The sequence below is a fragment of the Vitiosangium sp. GDMCC 1.1324 genome (assembly GCF_003044305.1).
In the GTDB taxonomy this organism is placed as follows: Bacteria; Myxococcota; Myxococcia; order Myxococcales; family Myxococcaceae; genus Archangium.
Genome location: NZ_PZOX01000011.1, coordinates 166756 through 181870, shown reverse-complemented (window position 1 = coordinate 181870; position 15115 = coordinate 166756). Strand labels below are relative to the sequence as shown.

Genomic DNA, 15115 nt, shown 5'->3' with positions numbered 1-15115 from the left:
CAGGAGGAAGACACGTCGCAGGAACTGGACCCGAGGGGAGCGCTGCTCCGAGGCTATGAGCGACTTTTTTTCAGCCCCAGTCCCTGGCGCCGCAGGGCTCGCATGACCGCGGAGCGACTGGTGTAGACCTGGGTGCGAGCTACCAGCGCCTCGAAGTGCTCCTGCACCATGGCATCGGGCCGCATGCGTACCTGGTGCCGGAGCGTCTCCAGGACCTCTCCCTGGATGGGCGAGAAGTGGCCCCCGCCCCTCGGTCGGGGCTCCAGGCGTCCCGTCTCCGCCTCGAGTTTCAGCCAATGAGAGAGTGTCTTGTCGCAGACACTGAATTCGGCGGCCACATCCTCCCGGGTTCTGCTACCGCGCCTGTAAGCCGCAACGGCTCGCTCACGCAGGTCCACCGAATAGGGTCGGGGCATGATTCCTCCTCCAGCCCTGGTAGAACAATTTTGACCGGAATATTCAACTGGCCGACGTAGTCACAGGAAACCGTGCGTTCCTATTGGTACCGGAGGCGGAAGCGCTGTGTACAACCTCCGCTACGACTATCTGTGTCGATTCGTATAGCCACCGAATTGCTCGATGTCACTGTATGCGTGCCAGCATTATTACATTGGCCTGGGTTTCCATCAGGAAGGAACTCAATGTCAAGTGCGATATCATTACGTCCGCTGAGATAGAAAACCTGCCAGCATCCACCAGCGCGGTTGTCCGCATCAATCCGGTATCCATAACTCCATTGGACATTGGTACTTGAAGAAATGGGGATCGTCCGATAGCCGGGAAAGTTGCACTGGTCGGCATTTCCATCCGCATAGAAGTTCACTGCGAGATTCAATCCAGCCAAGACACCCGTCGGATCGGTTACGCCAAATTGCTGGTAGCAACCGCCGGCGCGGCCATCCGTGTCAATGCGAATGGGAGGCGTCCAGTCACCAAACCCAGTTCGGATCATTCCATACGCGAGAGCATTGCATTGCCCTGCATCTTCGTCTGCGTAGAAGTTCTCGAAGAAGAACACTGGATTGGCGCAACTCACTACGAGATCGTAATTGCCAGTCTGTATTGCACTGAAACCACCAACATCGACGTAATAACGTCCCGGGGTAAGGGTGCGCTGAATTTGAGATGCAAGGCCGGGACCGCTATCGTCATCAAATTGCAAAAGCGAGAGATTTTGGTCATACAACCACATCACTGAATCCTGGAGAGTATTTAGTGATGTCGTGAAGGTGCACTGCCCTCCGTAGACCAGATCGATCTCGTGACGGTACCTGTCTCCTCCACGGTTGATTTGACCGGGAGTTGTGACGGGAATCGTCCCTACGGCGATCCCTTGCTTGAGGGTAGCCAAAGGATCCGCTGTTGCCTCTGCAAGGTCTCCTCCACAAGCTGCGACGAACGATCCTAGCAGCATTGAGCCAACCAACGTTGCCAAACGTTTCATTTGCCCCCCAGATTCTCAATGATTGAGCCGTACTTGGAGAGAACCGAATTCTCTCCCTCTTAATCTGCCTCAGAGTAAACCAGGAAGGAAGGCTGAGCCCTGTTCTCTTGCTGGTCAGGAAACACAAAATGCCTCTGTTTTTTCAATTGCGCGACAGTAGGCTGGGGTCTGGATCTCATCCTGATCACGCAGCAGCCTGGACGTGAGAGCGCCGCCGAGACGGTGTCAAAGAACTCTCCCGAAACGGTGGTCAAAGAACCCGAACTGAGTGGCGGCAGAGCGGGTGTCACGCGGAACTCAATCAACATCGACCTCCGCCCGGGCGGGACGTGGCACTACGTCTGGCGCGGCCCCGACGGCGCGGAGATGGAGATGAACGGGGTGTACCAGGAACGCGTGCCACCCGAACGGCTGGTCCAGACTGAATCGTGGGGCAGCGACTGGTCCGAAACGCTCGACACGCTCGTCCTCACCGAGCAGGACGGAAAGACGACGATGATGTGCACGGTCCTCTACGCGTCGAATCACGCCCGCGACCGCGCGCTCGCGACGGGAATGAAGGAAGGCTTGTCCGCGAGCTACGACCTCCTCGACCTGTACCTGCGAACGCTGGCGTCACGCTCGGCCGAGGCGGGTTTCGCCGACACGCCCTGAAGGGGAGGCGCGGCGGCGTACGGCAGCGTTCGCTGGGTGAGCTATTTTTTGACGTCCCAGGCGACCTCGAGGGACACGGGACCCCGAAACATGGTGACCTGCCGGAACTTCACCGGTCGTTCGTCCGCGAGGCGGAGGCCTGGCAGGCGCTGCGTGAGCACGGTGAGCGCCACGCGCCCCTGGAGGCGCGCAAGGGGGGCACCGAGGCAGAAGTGCACACCACGGCCAAACCCGAGGTGCTCGCCCGAACCGGCGCGCCCAAGATCGAACTTCGACGGGGCCTCGAAGACGCTCTCATCGTGATTGGCAGAGCCCAGGAGCACGAGGATCCGCGCATCCTTGGGGATCGTGACGTCTCCGATCTTCACGTCGACATTGGCGACACGGGCTGTCCCAGGAACCGGGCAGTCCCGGCGCAGGGTCTCCTCCACGGCGGCGGCGGCGAGGGACGGATCGCGCACGAGCGCCGCGAGCTGCTCGGGGTGCAGGAGCAAGAGGCGCAGGGCGTTGCCGAGGAGGTCCGTGGTGGTCTTGTGGCCCGCGAATACGAACGCGGTCGCATAACTGACAGCCTTGGTCATGTCGAGCTGACCGCTCGGAGCCGTGGCCGTCTGGATGAGCGTGGTAAGGAGGTCGTCGGCTGGCGTGCTCCTGCGCGCGGAGATGAGATCCGCGAGATAATGCTGCATGGTCACCATGCTCTCGGCCACTCTCACCCATTCATCGGTGGGGAGCTGACCGCTCATGAGCAAGCGCGCTGAGTCATCTGCCCACTGGCCGAACTTGCCGGCGTCGGCCCGCGAGACCCCCAGGATGTCCCCGATGACCGCCACCGGCAGCGGGCCGCAGAAGCTCGCGATGAGATCCGTCCGACCCGTGGCCTCGAAAGAGTCCACGAACTGGTTCGCCAGCGAGGAGATGGCGCCCTCCAGGGAGGCAATTCGATGGGGGGTGAATGCGGCGTTCATCCTCCTCCGGACCGACGTGTGCTCCGGCGGGTCGAGGTGGATGATCGAGCCGGTCCGCGGGAACCCCCTTCGCATGACGGCCACGACCTCGGGCGGCGGCTCCTTGACGCTCACGGTGGTGAGCCGCGAGGAGAAACGGTCCGTGTCGCGGAGGATCGCGGTGACATCGGCATGCCGGGTGGCTACCCACATGCCCAGATCTTCGCAGAAGAAGATCGGCTCCTCGGCGCGGGCCTGCGCATAGAGCGGGTACGGGTCCTGCTGCACTTCTGGCGAAAAAAAAGGAAACACACGCGACATGGACCACCGGGGGCAAGGAGGGTGCAGCCCTCTCTCCTTTCTAGCACGCCCGCAGGCCCGTCTTCCTGGTCCCATGTCGCGGGAGACCTGAGCCGAGGCGAGCGTACGCCCAGTTGCTTTCAGTGGCGTGCAACCCGCTTCGCCACGTCGAGAACCGCCTGACCGAATGCGCGCGGTGCTTCCTGCGGTAGGTTGTGGCCGATGCCGCCGGCAAGGTGGCGATGCTCGTACTTGCCTGGGAATTTCTTGGCGTAGACCTTGGGGTCCGGATGCGGAGCACCATTGGCGTCGCCCTCCATCGTGATGGTCGGGACAGTGATGTTGGGAAACTGCGCGAGCTTTTGTTCCAGCGCTTCGTACTTCGCCTCGCTCGGCGCCAGGCCCAGACGCCAGCGATAGTTGCTGATCGAGATCGCGACGTGGTCGGGGTTGTCGAGCGACGCAGCGGAGCGCGCGAAGGTCGCATCGTCGAACTTCCACTGCGGCGACGCCAGCTCCCAGATCAGTCGGGCGAACTCGTGCGTGTATTGCCGATAACCCGCCTCGCCGCGCTCGGTGGCGAAGTAGTATTGATACCACCACTGCAGTTCGGCCTTGGGCGGCAGGGGCTTTCGGTTCACCTCCTGGCTGCCGATCAGATAGCCACTGACCGACACCAGCGCCGTGAAACGTTCCGGCCACAGCGCGGCCAGCGTGTCGGCGATGCGCGCGCCCCAGTCGAAACCGGCGACGACGGCCTTGTCGACCTTGAGCGCATCCATGAAGGCAATCGCATCGGCAGTGAACACGGACTGCTGCCCGTTGCGCAGCGTATCGGCAGAGAGAAAGCGCGTCGTGCCGTAACCGCGCAAATGCGGAATGATGACGCGATAGCCGGCTGCGGCAAGGATGGGTGCGACGTCTACGAAAGCGTGGATGTCATAGGGCCAGCCATGCAGCAGCAGGATGGGGTAGCCATCGGCGGGGCCCGCTTCGGCATAACCGACATTGAGCACGCCGGCGTTGATCTGTTTCAGCGTCGAGAAGCGGGTGCCGGCGTCGGTGATACCTCTGCCGCTGGGGATGCTGTCTTGCACGACCGGCGCGGCTTCGGCATTGCCCATCAGGCCGAGCTGGGTTGCAAGCAGGCCGAAGGCTGCCGTACCGAGAAAACCGCGACGCTGCTGGTTGAATTCTTCTGACATGAATTTCGCCTTCGAGGATTGTTTGCTGGATCGGCAGTGCATGCCGATCCAGTCGGTGTTGATTACTTTGCTTGGGCAGCCTCTTCGATCACCTTCGCTACCGCATCCGGGTGCGAGACCATGACCACATGCGAAGCGCCCTTCACTTCGACGACATCCTTCGGGTTGGCGCGCTTGGCCATGAAGCGCAGGCCTTCGAGCGGGATGTTCTTGTCGGCGGTGCCATAGACGAAGTAGGACGGCAACTGCTTCCAGGCAGAACCGCTCGCGGCTTCATTGAGCGCGACCACGGTCACCGGGCGCTGGCCGGCGGCCATCAACGCGGATTGATTCGGCGCCACGTCGGCGGCGAACTGCTGGTGGAACTTGTCCTGGCGGATGTAGAGCTCCTTGCCGCCGTCAGCCAGCGTCACCGGATCGGCGAGCGCATCGCCCAGCGTGCCGCCGGGAAACTTGCCGGCCAGGCCGGTGACGGTCTCGCCCTGCTCGGGCGCGAAGGCGGCGACGTAGACCAGCGCCTTCACTTCGGGGTTGCCCTCGGCAGCCTTGGAAATCACCATGCCGCCGTAGGAGTGGCCGACCAGGACCAACGGGCCCTTGACGGCGCCGATCACGCTGGCGGCATATTGCGCGTCATTGCCGACACTGCGCAGCGGATTGGCCACGCTCAGCACCGGATAGCCCTTGGCCGTGAGCTTCTTTACCACACCGTCCCAGCTACTCGAGTCGGCAAAGGCGCCGTGGATCAGCACGATGGTGGGCTTGGCGACGGTGCCCTGTACGGCAGTGATGGGTGCTTCGGCATGGGCCGTCGGTACGACGGCGGCAAGGACGCTCGAAGCGACGAGAGAGAGCAGCAGGTTCTTCATGATGGTTCCTTTGCAATCGATCAGATTGAGAAGATGGGTGTGGAAGTTTTCGCGCTTACTGGGCAGGACCCGTGAGCAACCCGGTAACGGGGGCGAGATCAAGCGATGCCATGGTCACGTTCCTCGTTCAGGCCGTACGGACTGGGGCTTCAGGCCAGGGTGATGCTCACGTCGATGTTGCCGCGCGTCATCTTCGAGTACGGGCAGGTCTGGTGCGCAGCATCGACCAATGCTTGCGCAACATCGCGCGGCAGGCCGGGCAGGCTCACGTTGAGGCGCGCCTGCAGGAAGAAGCCGCCGTTGCCGGTACCGAGGTCGACTTCCGCATCGACAGCAGTGCCGGCGGGAAGGGCCACCTTCTGTTCCTTGGCGGCCAGGCCCATGGCGCCGATGAAGCAGGCCGACCAGCCGGCGGCGAACAGCTGCTCCGGGTTGGTGCCGGCGCCGTGGCTGCCGGGGGCGGACAGCTTGATGTTCAGGCGGCCGTCGCCGCTTTGCGCGACACCGTCGCGGCCGCCAGTGGTGTGGGTCTTGCCGGTGTAGAGGACTTTTTCGATCTTGCTCATGATGTTTCCTTTCAGGTGGATTGAGTGATGCAACGGTGGAGCGACAGACTTGGTTCGGTTCGGCGAGCAGGGCGCGGAGGGCGGCTTCGGTTTCCTCATGCGGTCCTGTATCTCTGATGACGGCATTCAAGGCCCGCAACGTATCCGGGATGTGTCCCGAACCGGTCTCAGTTCAATGCTGTGTGTCTGTAGCCGCTCCAGATACAGTGAGATACAAATCTCCGGCTCGACCCCGGTAGAACGCGCGCCAGAGGGCCCTTTCCGGCCACCAGGAGGGCAAGAAGTGACGCGCCTGGCGTTCCTGAACACCCGAGGGTGGCCCAAGCGCCTGACTCGCGTCTTCGGGGAGGCGTCCGAGCACCTCAACCCTGTCGAGCGGGAACTGTGGGAGCTCTCTTGGATTGGAGAGCGGGCCGGGGACGTGGGCACCGTGGGCGTGCACGAACTCCTGGTTACGTGCACGCCCTGGGATGATTGCAAGCTCGCCATCCAGCGAGTCGTTCAGGCGGCGGTGAAACACCCAGCCTGGTCACCGCCGTAGACGACGATGCCCCAGTTCCCTATTCGACCTTGCGAATGCAACCCGTCCTCGCAGTGATTGCCGCTGGACACTTCATCTGCTTCGAGCACGACGGCACGTTCAAGTTCCGCACGTCCACGCCCGCTCAGATCTGGGGTGGCATCTCCTTCGCGGATCTGGACCATGACGGCGACGTGGAGATCCTCGACGGCAGCCATGTCTTCAGCAGCACGGGCGACCTGAAGTGGATCGGCTCCGACGGAATGGGTGGTGCAGCCATCGCGGGTGCCATCTCGTTCGCCGCGGACATCGACGGGGACGGCCTGCAGGAGGTCATCAACGATCGGGCCGTGTACCACGCGGACGGCTCGCTCAAGCAGTCCCCGACCGAGAGACGCTCCGCCTCCTCCTCCCGGACGGGAAAGACGTAGCGGAGCTCATGCTCGAAAGGCAGGTGTACCAGGAGGTGTTCCAGCTCGGCCGACTCGTCTCCGTCCACGCTCACCTCACCCGAGACGAAGTCCTGCCAGAGCACCAGCTCGAGCCCACAGCTCGTGTACAGCCACCACTGGCGCCCCGGGGAGGGCGGCAGGCGTACCTCTCCCGGGCCGCGTACGACCTGACCGGCTCCTTCATCCAGATCGAGGTCGTCCAGACGCTGCTGTCCGCGGTCCCCTCCGATACGACGTTCGTGGCCAGGCTGGATGGCAACAACGTGGTTTATCTCAATGCCTCACGTGGGAGCCTGGGCTGCTCCCAGCGTGTGGCGGGCTCCACCACGCAGCTCGCGCGCGTCCCCTACGACCCGGAGGGCCACCGTTGGTGGCGTCTGCGCGAAAGCGGGGGCGTGCTCTATTGGGAGGTCTCGGCCGACGGGCAGGCCTGGACCGCCCTGGCCTCCAAGGCCCCTCCCTTCTCCGTCTCCTCCATCTTCGTCGAGATCAATGCAGGCGTCGCCACGGTGTCCCCGTCACCCGGCGTGGCCATCTTCGATTCGTTCAACACCTCCGGCACCCGCCAGCCCCGGCGGATAGAGGAGCGGCGCCTGTCCGTGCTGGGCACCCGCGAGAAGGTCGCCCAGCTCGCCGCCGCGCGCCTCCACCCCGAGCACTTCAACAACAACGACGAGGTCAACTACCCGGACCGCCCCTTCATCGGCAACTACTCCAAGAGCCTGAAGCACGACGCGGTGGGCGATCCCGATCCCATCTCCTATGGCTCGCTCCTCCGGGCCCTGGAGAGCCGTACCCCGGGGGAGTTCGAGAAAATCCTCCAGCCTCCGGGAGCCCTGAAGCTCACCAATCCCCAGGCCGGCCTCACCTTCGAGCTGGCGGGACTGGACGCTCAGGCCGTCACCCAGCCACCCGCTCCCCGTTTCGACGGCAAGCAGGCCGCGGCGGAGATGGGGGAGCTGTACTGGATGGCGCTCGCCCGCGACGTGCCCTTCATCAACTACGCCTCCGAGGCGGGCATCGCCAACAGCATCATCGAGCGCGCCATCCGCTCGCTCGGTACCGAGTTCCCCTCGTTCGGAGGGCCCGCGCCCGTCACCGCGCAGAACCTCTTCCGGGGCATCTTCCCCGGGGAGCAGGTGGGCCCCTATATCTCCCAGTTCTTCTGGAAGGGCAACAGTGACCCACGCAAGCCCGACGGCCAGGGGCGCGACGCCGACGAGGGCTTCATCACCTACGGCTCCCAGGTCATCGATCAGCGCCAGTGGACCGTGAAGGGCTTCCCCGATATCGGTGCCACCGCCGACTACCTGACCACCTTCACCAACTGGCTCGCCGTGCAGAACGGCCGGGATGACCGGGGCAAGGACCAGTTCGACACCACGCGCCGCCGCTTCATCCGCAACCTGCGCGACGGAGCCAACTTCGTCCACTTCGATCAGGTGGTGAACGCGTTCTGGAACGCCGCCTTCCTGCTGCTTTCCGAGCCCCTGGGCAACCAGCTCGCGGGCACGGGCGCCAGCCGGCCCCAGGTGGACAAGGAGTTCCCCTGCGGCCCGGGCAATCCCTATGACCCGCCGGGCACCACCAACGACTCGCGCACCCAGATGGGCTTCGCCACCTTCGGACCCGTCCATCTGCTGCAACTGCTCATGGAAGTGGCCGGGCGGGCCGCGCGAGCGGTGTGGTGGCAGAAGTGGGGAGTGCACCGGAGGCTGCGCCCCGAGGAGTACGGCGGGCGCATTGACAACCACCGGTCCGGCCGGCGCACCTACCCGCTCGACGCGTCCATCCTCACTTCGCTGTCCACCGGACTGCTCAGCGCGTACTTTCCCTCGCGCTGGGGCTCCTTCCTGCTCCCGCAGGCCTACTCCGAGGGGTGCCCCACCCACCCGGCCTACGGCGCGGGCCACGCCACCATCTCTGGCGCCTGCACCACCCTTCTCAAGGCCTTCTTCGATGAGAGCACGCCCATCGAAAACCCCCTCATCGCCAGCGCGGACGGCACCACGCTGGTGCCCTATACGAGCGCGGACGCCGGACAGATGACGGTGGGCGGCGAGCTCAACAAGCTGGCCAGCAACATCTCCCTCTTCCGCAACGCCGCGGGCGTCCACTGGCGCTCCGACCACACCGAGTCCCTCGTGCTCGGCGAGCGCGTGGCCATCGGCCTCCTCCAGGAGATGAGCCTCACCTTCAACGAGGACGACGCCTTCTTCCAGTTCACCCGCTTCGACGGCACGCTCATCCGCATTGTCGACGGGCGCGTGGAACCGAGCTGAGCATATTCTGCGTGGCATCCCTCAGCAGCCCTCCCCTCCCTCTCTGCTCCAGCTCCCCACCCTCAACAGCGCCCCCATGCGTACGTAAGACAACTCGGAAGGTGGCGCATGGGGCTGCGGAGGGATTCGGTAACCGCAGCACCCTTCAGTTCCTTCCAGCCACGGGCCCGGATGGCGATAGCCTGGCGGATGTGTCCCCACACTTGCATTGCCACGTGCAAGACACATCCGGCGGGAGTGACGGGATGGAGGAAGGAAAAGTGAACAGCACACGCTTTTCTCGTCTTCATGGGGTTGAGACATTTTACACTAAAGCCAATATGTCCATGAGTTGCCTGGAGGTGGACCCATGAGCATGTCCACGCAAGAGTTGAAGTTCGAAGCCGCGGGCCGTCGGTTTCCCTGGATGCTGGTAGGGCTCTGGCTGGCCTTGGGTTGTGCGCCGGAACCCCAGGACTTCGGCGAAGCGGCGCTGCCGGACAGCGCGGCATCCGCGCTGAGTACCACCAACAGCATGACTCCGAACGGGCTCACGTTGAATGGCCTGTCCCTCAACGGCATGTCCTACAATGGGCTGTCGACCAATGGGCTGTCGACCAATGGGCTGTCGACGCCCGCGTTCTCGTCCTGGTTCAACTCGAACCCGGCGAGCATCTCGGACATGGTGATGCGCTACCTCGTCCGCTGCGCCGTGCCCTCGGGCCAGAGCCGCACCTGGACCAACCCCTCCACCGGCAGCAGCTACACGTGGGCGGGGGGCTTGGGACTGACGCCCGACTGGGCCAGCGGCATGCCCTCCACCGAATTGGAGGAGCAGCTCATCACGGCCTGTCTGGCTGCCCACGTGAACAAGTATGGGGTCAGCATGCAGATCTCCATCGTCGGGCGGAACTCGAAAGGCACCGCGCTGCCCATCGCCGCAGGGGAGCTCGAGACCTATTCGCAGAAGGAGGCTGCCTTCTACGGCAACTTGTTCCGCAATGAGGGTGTCTACGTCTGCAAGGACCCTCTCCTGAAGCTCAACTCCTCGCAGAGTACGCTGCGGGCCTGCTCGCTCGAGAGCCAGATCGTGGGAGGGAGCACGGAGTGTGGACCCATGCTCATCTGGGGCACCTGCGGTGGCAGCAACAGCTGCAAGCCGGACAGCAGCAAGCAGTACTACTCCACGTGCTCCTACAACGGGAAGACCTACGCGGTGCTGTCCACGAGCATCCGGCCTCAGGACATCTACAAGTGTGGCGATGGTGTCTGCCAGCAGTCGGAGTCATGCGGGACTGGCACCACCGCGAGCAGCTGCCTGGCGGACTGTGGCACCTGCGAGTAGCACCTGCGAGTAGCGGGATGCTCTCGGCCATCACGTCCACCGTGGGGTTCTTCCAGGCGCCCTCCCCGAGACGGTGTCCGAGACGGCCGAGACGGTGTCGGCCGAGACCCGAGACGGTGTCCCAAGACGGTGTCAAAGAACTCCCCCCCACCGAGACTCCGAGACGGTGTCCCGAGACGGTGACCCTCCGAGACGGTGTCAAAGAACTCCCCCGAAACGGTGGTCAAAGAACCGGAACTGAGTGGCGGCAGAGCGGCTGTCACGCTGGACTCAAGCACCAGGTAGACAGGCCTGGCCTGGACGGGTGAACCGACCCGCCTCCAAGTCTTTCCGAGGACTTGCGAGCTGGCCCACGAGCTGCATCGGGCCCTGCCAACCGACTGCAGAGGATGGGGATGGGCTGGCCGCTGAGGATGTTCCAGGAGGAGGGCTTCTACTTCGTCACTTCCAGGTGCTTTCAGGGGCGCCTGCTGCTGCGCCCCTGCCTGGAGGTGAATGAGGTGGTGGGCGGGGTGCTCGCCAAAGCCCTCCAACACAGCGCCGGCTCAGTCCGCTTGCACGCCTTCACCTTCGCCTCCAATCACTTCCACCTGCTGGTGTGGGCTCGAGGTGCCTCTCTCTCCTCCTTCATGCAGTACCTGCGCGCCAACCTCTCCAGGAAGGTTGGGCGCCTGGTGGACTGGAGTGACGGCTTCTGGGAGCGGCGCTATTCGGCGGAACCGGTGCTGGACGACACCGCACTGGTGGGACGACTGAGCTACGTGCTCGCCCACGGTGTGAAGGAAGGACTGGTGGAGAGCAGTGCCGAGTGGCCGGGCCTCACGTGCCTGCCTCAGTTGCTGGGTCCAGCGCGCCGGCTCTTCCGCTGGTTCAACTGAACGAAGCGCATTGCCCTTACACTTTCCGTACGGCTTCCACCTACCGCTGGCACGCCAGGAGTGCATGCTTTGGGGCCATATGCCATTGAGGCCGAGCTGGTGAGCTGCTCCCGAGCACGCTGACACGTCAATGACATGTCAATGACACGTCAATGGCGTGTCAGCCGGAGCGCGGTGGAGGGAGCTCCCGAGGATTCCCAGGCACTTCCGAACTGGCATGGGCCGTGCTGTCTGGCGGAATGTCTCAGCCACCGCGCTGACTCGGAGAGGGAAGGCCCCATGCAAAAGCCGAGCGGGTCCTTTGTCGCTCTCCGAGCTCCATGAGGGTTCGACCTTGTCCGCACATTCCGTCGTTGTTCCCGAAAGGCACATGAAGCAGGCGTCCCGAGCTTCGCAGTCCCTTCATCCAGAAAGATGGCGCCTGACGCGAGCCGAAGGAGGGTTGTGCCTGGAGGGGAAGCCGCTCTCGAGCCTCGTGGAGCGTTGGGGGAGCCCTCTCTTCGTCGTCCACGCCGACCAGCTCGCCGAGAACGTCCGGCGCTTCCAGCAGGTGCCGCCGGGCCAGCAGCGGGGTGTCGAGGTCTTCTATTCCTACAAGACCAATCCGATCCCGGCCGTGCTCCAGAGGTTGTCGCAGCTCGGCGTCGGAGCCGAGGTGGTGTCTCCGTACGAGCTGTGGCTCGCCATGCGGCTCGGGGTCGCGCCCGGAAGGATCATCTACAATGGCCCGGGCAAGACGCCGAGCGTCGCGCGCACGCTCGTCCAGAACGATCTCCTGCTCACCCACCTGAATCATCGCGAGGAGATCTCGCTCGTCGCACAGGCCGCCTCGGAGCTTGGCAAGCGGCCCACTGTGGGCCTGCGCGTGGCCACCTCCGATAGCTGGTCGGGCAAGTTCGGCATCCCGATCGCCGGAGGGCAGGCGCTGGCGGCCTACGAGGAGGCGCTGTCGCATCCCTCCCTCCGGGTCGTCGGGTTGCACGCGCACCGGGGCGTGGCCATCGAGGATGCCGATACCCTGGAGCGCTTCGTTCGAGAGGTGCTGGAGTTCTGCGACGCGCTCCACGCCCGGCTCGGGCTCGACGTGGAATTGCTCGACCTCGGCGGGAGCCTGGCGGTCCCCACGGTCCTGCCGCTCAACGACTCGCCTCTCCCACTCGCCGAGCGGGTCAGCCGCAGGCTCTCGATCGACGGCTACCTCGCGCTGCTCGTCGAGCGGGTCGAGGACCACTTCCGTCGCGCCGGCCGTCCGGCACCTCGCATCCTGCTGGAGCCCGGACGCGCGATGACCGGGAACACCCAGATGCTGCTGTGCCGGGTCAGCAGCCTCAACGCGGCCGGAGAGGGGCCCGCGCATGCGATCCTGGACGCTGGCGAGAACATCGCCCACATCCTGCACCGCGAGTATCACGAGATCTTCCACGCCGAGCGATGGGGCGAATCCCCGAGTGAGACGTACACCCTCGATGGCCCCACCTGCAGCCCGATGGACCGCCTGCGGACCACGATCGATCTCCCCCGGCTGCGGCTTGGAGACACGCTCGCGATCATGGACGCGGGTGCCTATCTGGTCTCCTTCTCGAACTCCTTCTGCTTCCCGCAGCCGGGCATCGTGGTCCTGGACCAGGGCCGCGAGACGCTCGTCCGTCGCGCGGAGACCTACGAGGACATGATCGCCAGGGATCTCCACGCGAACGAGGCCTCCCGATGAAGGCCCATGCGCGGTTCACGTATCCGCCGCGGGATGAGCCGTCCTGCGTGTTGCGTGGTGATGTCGTCGAGCTCTCGCTCGGGCGCATCGAGGTGACATATCTCACGCCCGGGGAGCCGCCGCGGCTCTCCGTCGCCGGGCAGCCGCTGTCGATCGAGAACACGCTGCCGGCCATGGACACGGCGGCGTTCGCCCTGGCCGCGGGTTCGGACAGCATCCTGATCTCGGATCGCGACGCGAGGCTGGCGATGCTCGTCCCACGTGACGGCTCGTCACTGAGGGAGGCGCGGGCCCCGCTCTATGTCACGGGTCCGGCTCCCAGGCACGAGGGCCAGTTCCGCGTGACGGTCCACGGCGCGCCGGTTCCCTCGGGCGTGATGTACGTCGCGCAAGCCTTCGGGCACACGACGGGCTGGGTCCCGGCCGTGCACGGAGCCCTCGCCAGGATCCCGGACCCGGTGCCGTTCACCGCGGCGATCCGGCGGCAGGAGGACGCGGCATCCGCGCTCCGGAAGGCCGAGAACCCGGCGGGGCTCCACGTGGTTCCGCTCCATTACAGCGACTCGGAGTCGGCGACGATCACGCCCGCGGATGTCTCCAACGTCTCGCGCCCGGCGCTGTTGAACCGCGAGGCGGCCCTCCTGTGGATCGCGGACAACCGCGAGCTCGCCCGGGCCAGCGCGGGCGCGGCCGCCATCGTGAACGACTGCCGGCCGGAGACCTGGATCCTGCACCAGCTCGCCGAGCATGCGCGGAGGAAGGAAGTCCCCCTGCATGCCGTGCGGTATGCGTTCGAGGAGTTCGAGTGGCTCAGGCGGCTGGCACGACAGGCCCCGGTCGACGACGGTGGCACCGGGGCTGGCCGAGCTCCTGGTCGCGTCCGCACCAGCGCTCCACACGCGGCGCGAGCTCGAGAACGCGCTGAGCGCATCGGGGATCGATCCGAGGCGCAACCCCTCGGTCGACTTCGAGGCCGCGAGCCGGGAACTCATGGCTGGCGTGCCGGAGAGCGGCACGATCTGGTATCAGGCCGTCAACTGGCGTGACTGGCAGTCGCTGGAATCGGGCAAGCGGCCCTACGTGGTCATCCCGCCGCTCGGCCAGGCCAGCGCGCTCTCTCCGGAAGAGGCCGCGGCGCGGGCCGGAACCCTCCTGGCCCGACACTCGCCGGCGCTCCAGCACCTCTTCACCCCGGGGGATCCGCGCGGCGTCGTGCTCGTGTCGCAGGGCAACGGCTTCTCCGCCTATAGCCGCCGGCACTGGAGCGCGATGCTGGCGTTGGCGGCACGGATGGAGGAGACGCACTTCTTGCTCGCGGGTGGGAGCGCGGAGGATCGAGCGTGGCTGTCGCTCGAGCTCGAGCGCTCGCGGCTCGCGAACGTGACGCTGCTCGGATGGATCAACGAGGACTGGAGCACGTTCCTCCGGGCCCTCAGCGCCAAGCCACGGGCGACCTTCGTCTGCCGCCCGGGCCTGAGCAGCATCGGCGCCGCGCTCGTGAACGGCATCCCTCCGCTCCTCATGCCGCCGGATCCGCTGGAGGGGCCGGATGGAGCCGTGGACGCGATCGCCGCGGAGGTAGCCATGGAGCGCGCGGTCTACGCGTTCCAGCTCGATCGGCTGTATGCCACCCGGTGCACCACGCACCGGGATTCGCCGCTGCCGATCCTCGTCGACACTCTCGGCGGCGATCTGGAGCGGGCGCTGGCCACGCTGCGCCGTGCGGTGGATCCAGCCGTCCAGCTGCTCCAGCGAGAGGCGATCAACGGGTACTGCGACTGGTCGCGCGTCGCGCATCTCATCGCGAGCGTGCTCGCGCGTGAGGCGGTCTCCGGCGCGCTGCCGATCCAGCTCAAGCGCCAGGTGCGTGACCAGGAGCTCTCGGTCCAGCGCGAGCCGTCCGGCGCGAGCCCACTTCCCATGCAGCACGTCACGGCCGCGAGCGCAGAAGCGCAGGTGTGAG

The 15115-nt window shown here is 65.2% G+C and carries 15 protein-coding genes; 9 read left to right on the top strand and 6 right to left on the bottom strand.

What is annotated here, in order from left to right:
* Positions 1–53: 53 nt before the first annotated feature.
* The gene (locus tag DAT35_RS59185; protein ID WP_158501940.1) at positions 54–416 is read right to left on the bottom strand and encodes a helix-turn-helix domain-containing protein; all 363 of its coding nucleotides are present in this window, start codon (positions 414–416) and stop codon (positions 54–56) included.
* 80 nt (positions 417–496) lie between these two features.
* Positions 497–1444: a hypothetical protein gene (locus DAT35_RS58325; protein ID WP_146209940.1), complete on the bottom strand. Its 948-nt coding sequence runs from the start codon at positions 1442–1444 to the stop codon at positions 497–499.
* Positions 1445–1666: 222 nt separating this feature from the next.
* Here DAT35_RS58325 and DAT35_RS29875 point away from each other — a divergent pair, with 222 nt between their 5' ends.
* Positions 1667–2098 (top strand): SRPBCC domain-containing protein, encoded by a 432-nt coding sequence (locus DAT35_RS29875; RefSeq protein WP_158501939.1) that lies wholly within the window; start codon positions 1667–1669, stop codon positions 2096–2098.
* A 41-nt stretch (positions 2099–2139) separates the two neighbouring features.
* On the opposite strand, the gene DAT35_RS29870 is transcribed toward DAT35_RS29875, so the two are convergent.
* The 4 genes from DAT35_RS29870 to DAT35_RS29855 form a co-directional block, all read right to left on the bottom strand.
* Positions 2140–3366, bottom strand: coding sequence for a cytochrome P450 (locus tag DAT35_RS29870; RefSeq protein ID WP_158501938.1), 1227 nt, complete (start codon positions 3364–3366; stop codon positions 2140–2142).
* 119 nt (positions 3367–3485) lie between these two features.
* On the bottom strand, positions 3486–4550 hold the full coding sequence (locus DAT35_RS29865; protein WP_108071280.1) for an alpha/beta fold hydrolase: 1065 nt from the start codon (positions 4548–4550) through the stop codon (positions 3486–3488).
* Positions 4551–4612: 62 nt separating this feature from the next.
* Positions 4613–5419, bottom strand: coding sequence for an alpha/beta fold hydrolase (locus tag DAT35_RS29860; protein ID WP_108071278.1), 807 nt, complete (start codon positions 5417–5419; stop codon positions 4613–4615).
* A gap of 149 nt (positions 5420–5568) precedes the next feature.
* On the bottom strand, positions 5569–5985 hold the full coding sequence (locus DAT35_RS29855; protein WP_108071276.1) for an organic hydroperoxide resistance protein: 417 nt from the start codon (positions 5983–5985) through the stop codon (positions 5569–5571).
* A gap of 283 nt (positions 5986–6268) precedes the next feature.
* Here DAT35_RS29855 and DAT35_RS29850 point away from each other — a divergent pair, with 283 nt between their 5' ends.
* The 8 genes from DAT35_RS29850 to DAT35_RS29815 all read left to right on the top strand — a co-directional run bounded on the left by DAT35_RS29850 (position 6269) and on the right by DAT35_RS29815 (position 15114).
* Positions 6269–6526: a hypothetical protein gene (locus DAT35_RS29850; RefSeq protein WP_108071274.1), complete on the top strand. Its 258-nt coding sequence runs from the start codon at positions 6269–6271 to the stop codon at positions 6524–6526.
* Positions 6527–6561: 35 nt separating this feature from the next.
* Entirely contained in the window at positions 6562–6936 is a 375-nt protein-coding gene (locus DAT35_RS29845; RefSeq protein ID WP_108071272.1) for a hypothetical protein, read from the top strand.
* Between the two features lie 8 nt (positions 6937–6944).
* Positions 6945–9239, top strand: coding sequence for a vanadium-dependent haloperoxidase (locus DAT35_RS61050; protein WP_233261794.1), 2295 nt, complete (start codon positions 6945–6947; stop codon positions 9237–9239).
* Between the two features lie 349 nt (positions 9240–9588).
* Positions 9589–10563, top strand: a complete 975-nt coding sequence (locus DAT35_RS29835) for a hypothetical protein (RefSeq protein WP_233261793.1) — start codon at positions 9589–9591, stop codon at positions 10561–10563.
* Positions 10564–10958: 395 nt separating this feature from the next.
* Positions 10959–11441, top strand: coding sequence for a transposase (locus tag DAT35_RS29830; RefSeq protein WP_233261792.1), 483 nt, complete (start codon positions 10959–10961; stop codon positions 11439–11441).
* 442 nt (positions 11442–11883) lie between these two features.
* A complete protein-coding gene (locus DAT35_RS29825; protein ID WP_233261791.1) occupies positions 11884–13152 on the top strand; it encodes an alanine racemase in 1269 nt (422 codons plus the stop codon).
* Entirely contained in the window at positions 13149–14198 is a 1050-nt protein-coding gene (locus tag DAT35_RS29820) for a hypothetical protein (protein WP_108071268.1), read from the top strand. Before DAT35_RS29825 ends, DAT35_RS29820 begins: the two co-directional genes overlap by 4 nt.
* Entirely contained in the window at positions 14143–15114 is a 972-nt protein-coding gene (locus DAT35_RS29815) for a hypothetical protein (RefSeq protein ID WP_108071266.1), read from the top strand. The genes DAT35_RS29820 and DAT35_RS29815 overlap by 56 nt, the downstream gene beginning before the upstream one ends.
* Position 15115 lies beyond the last annotated feature (1 nt).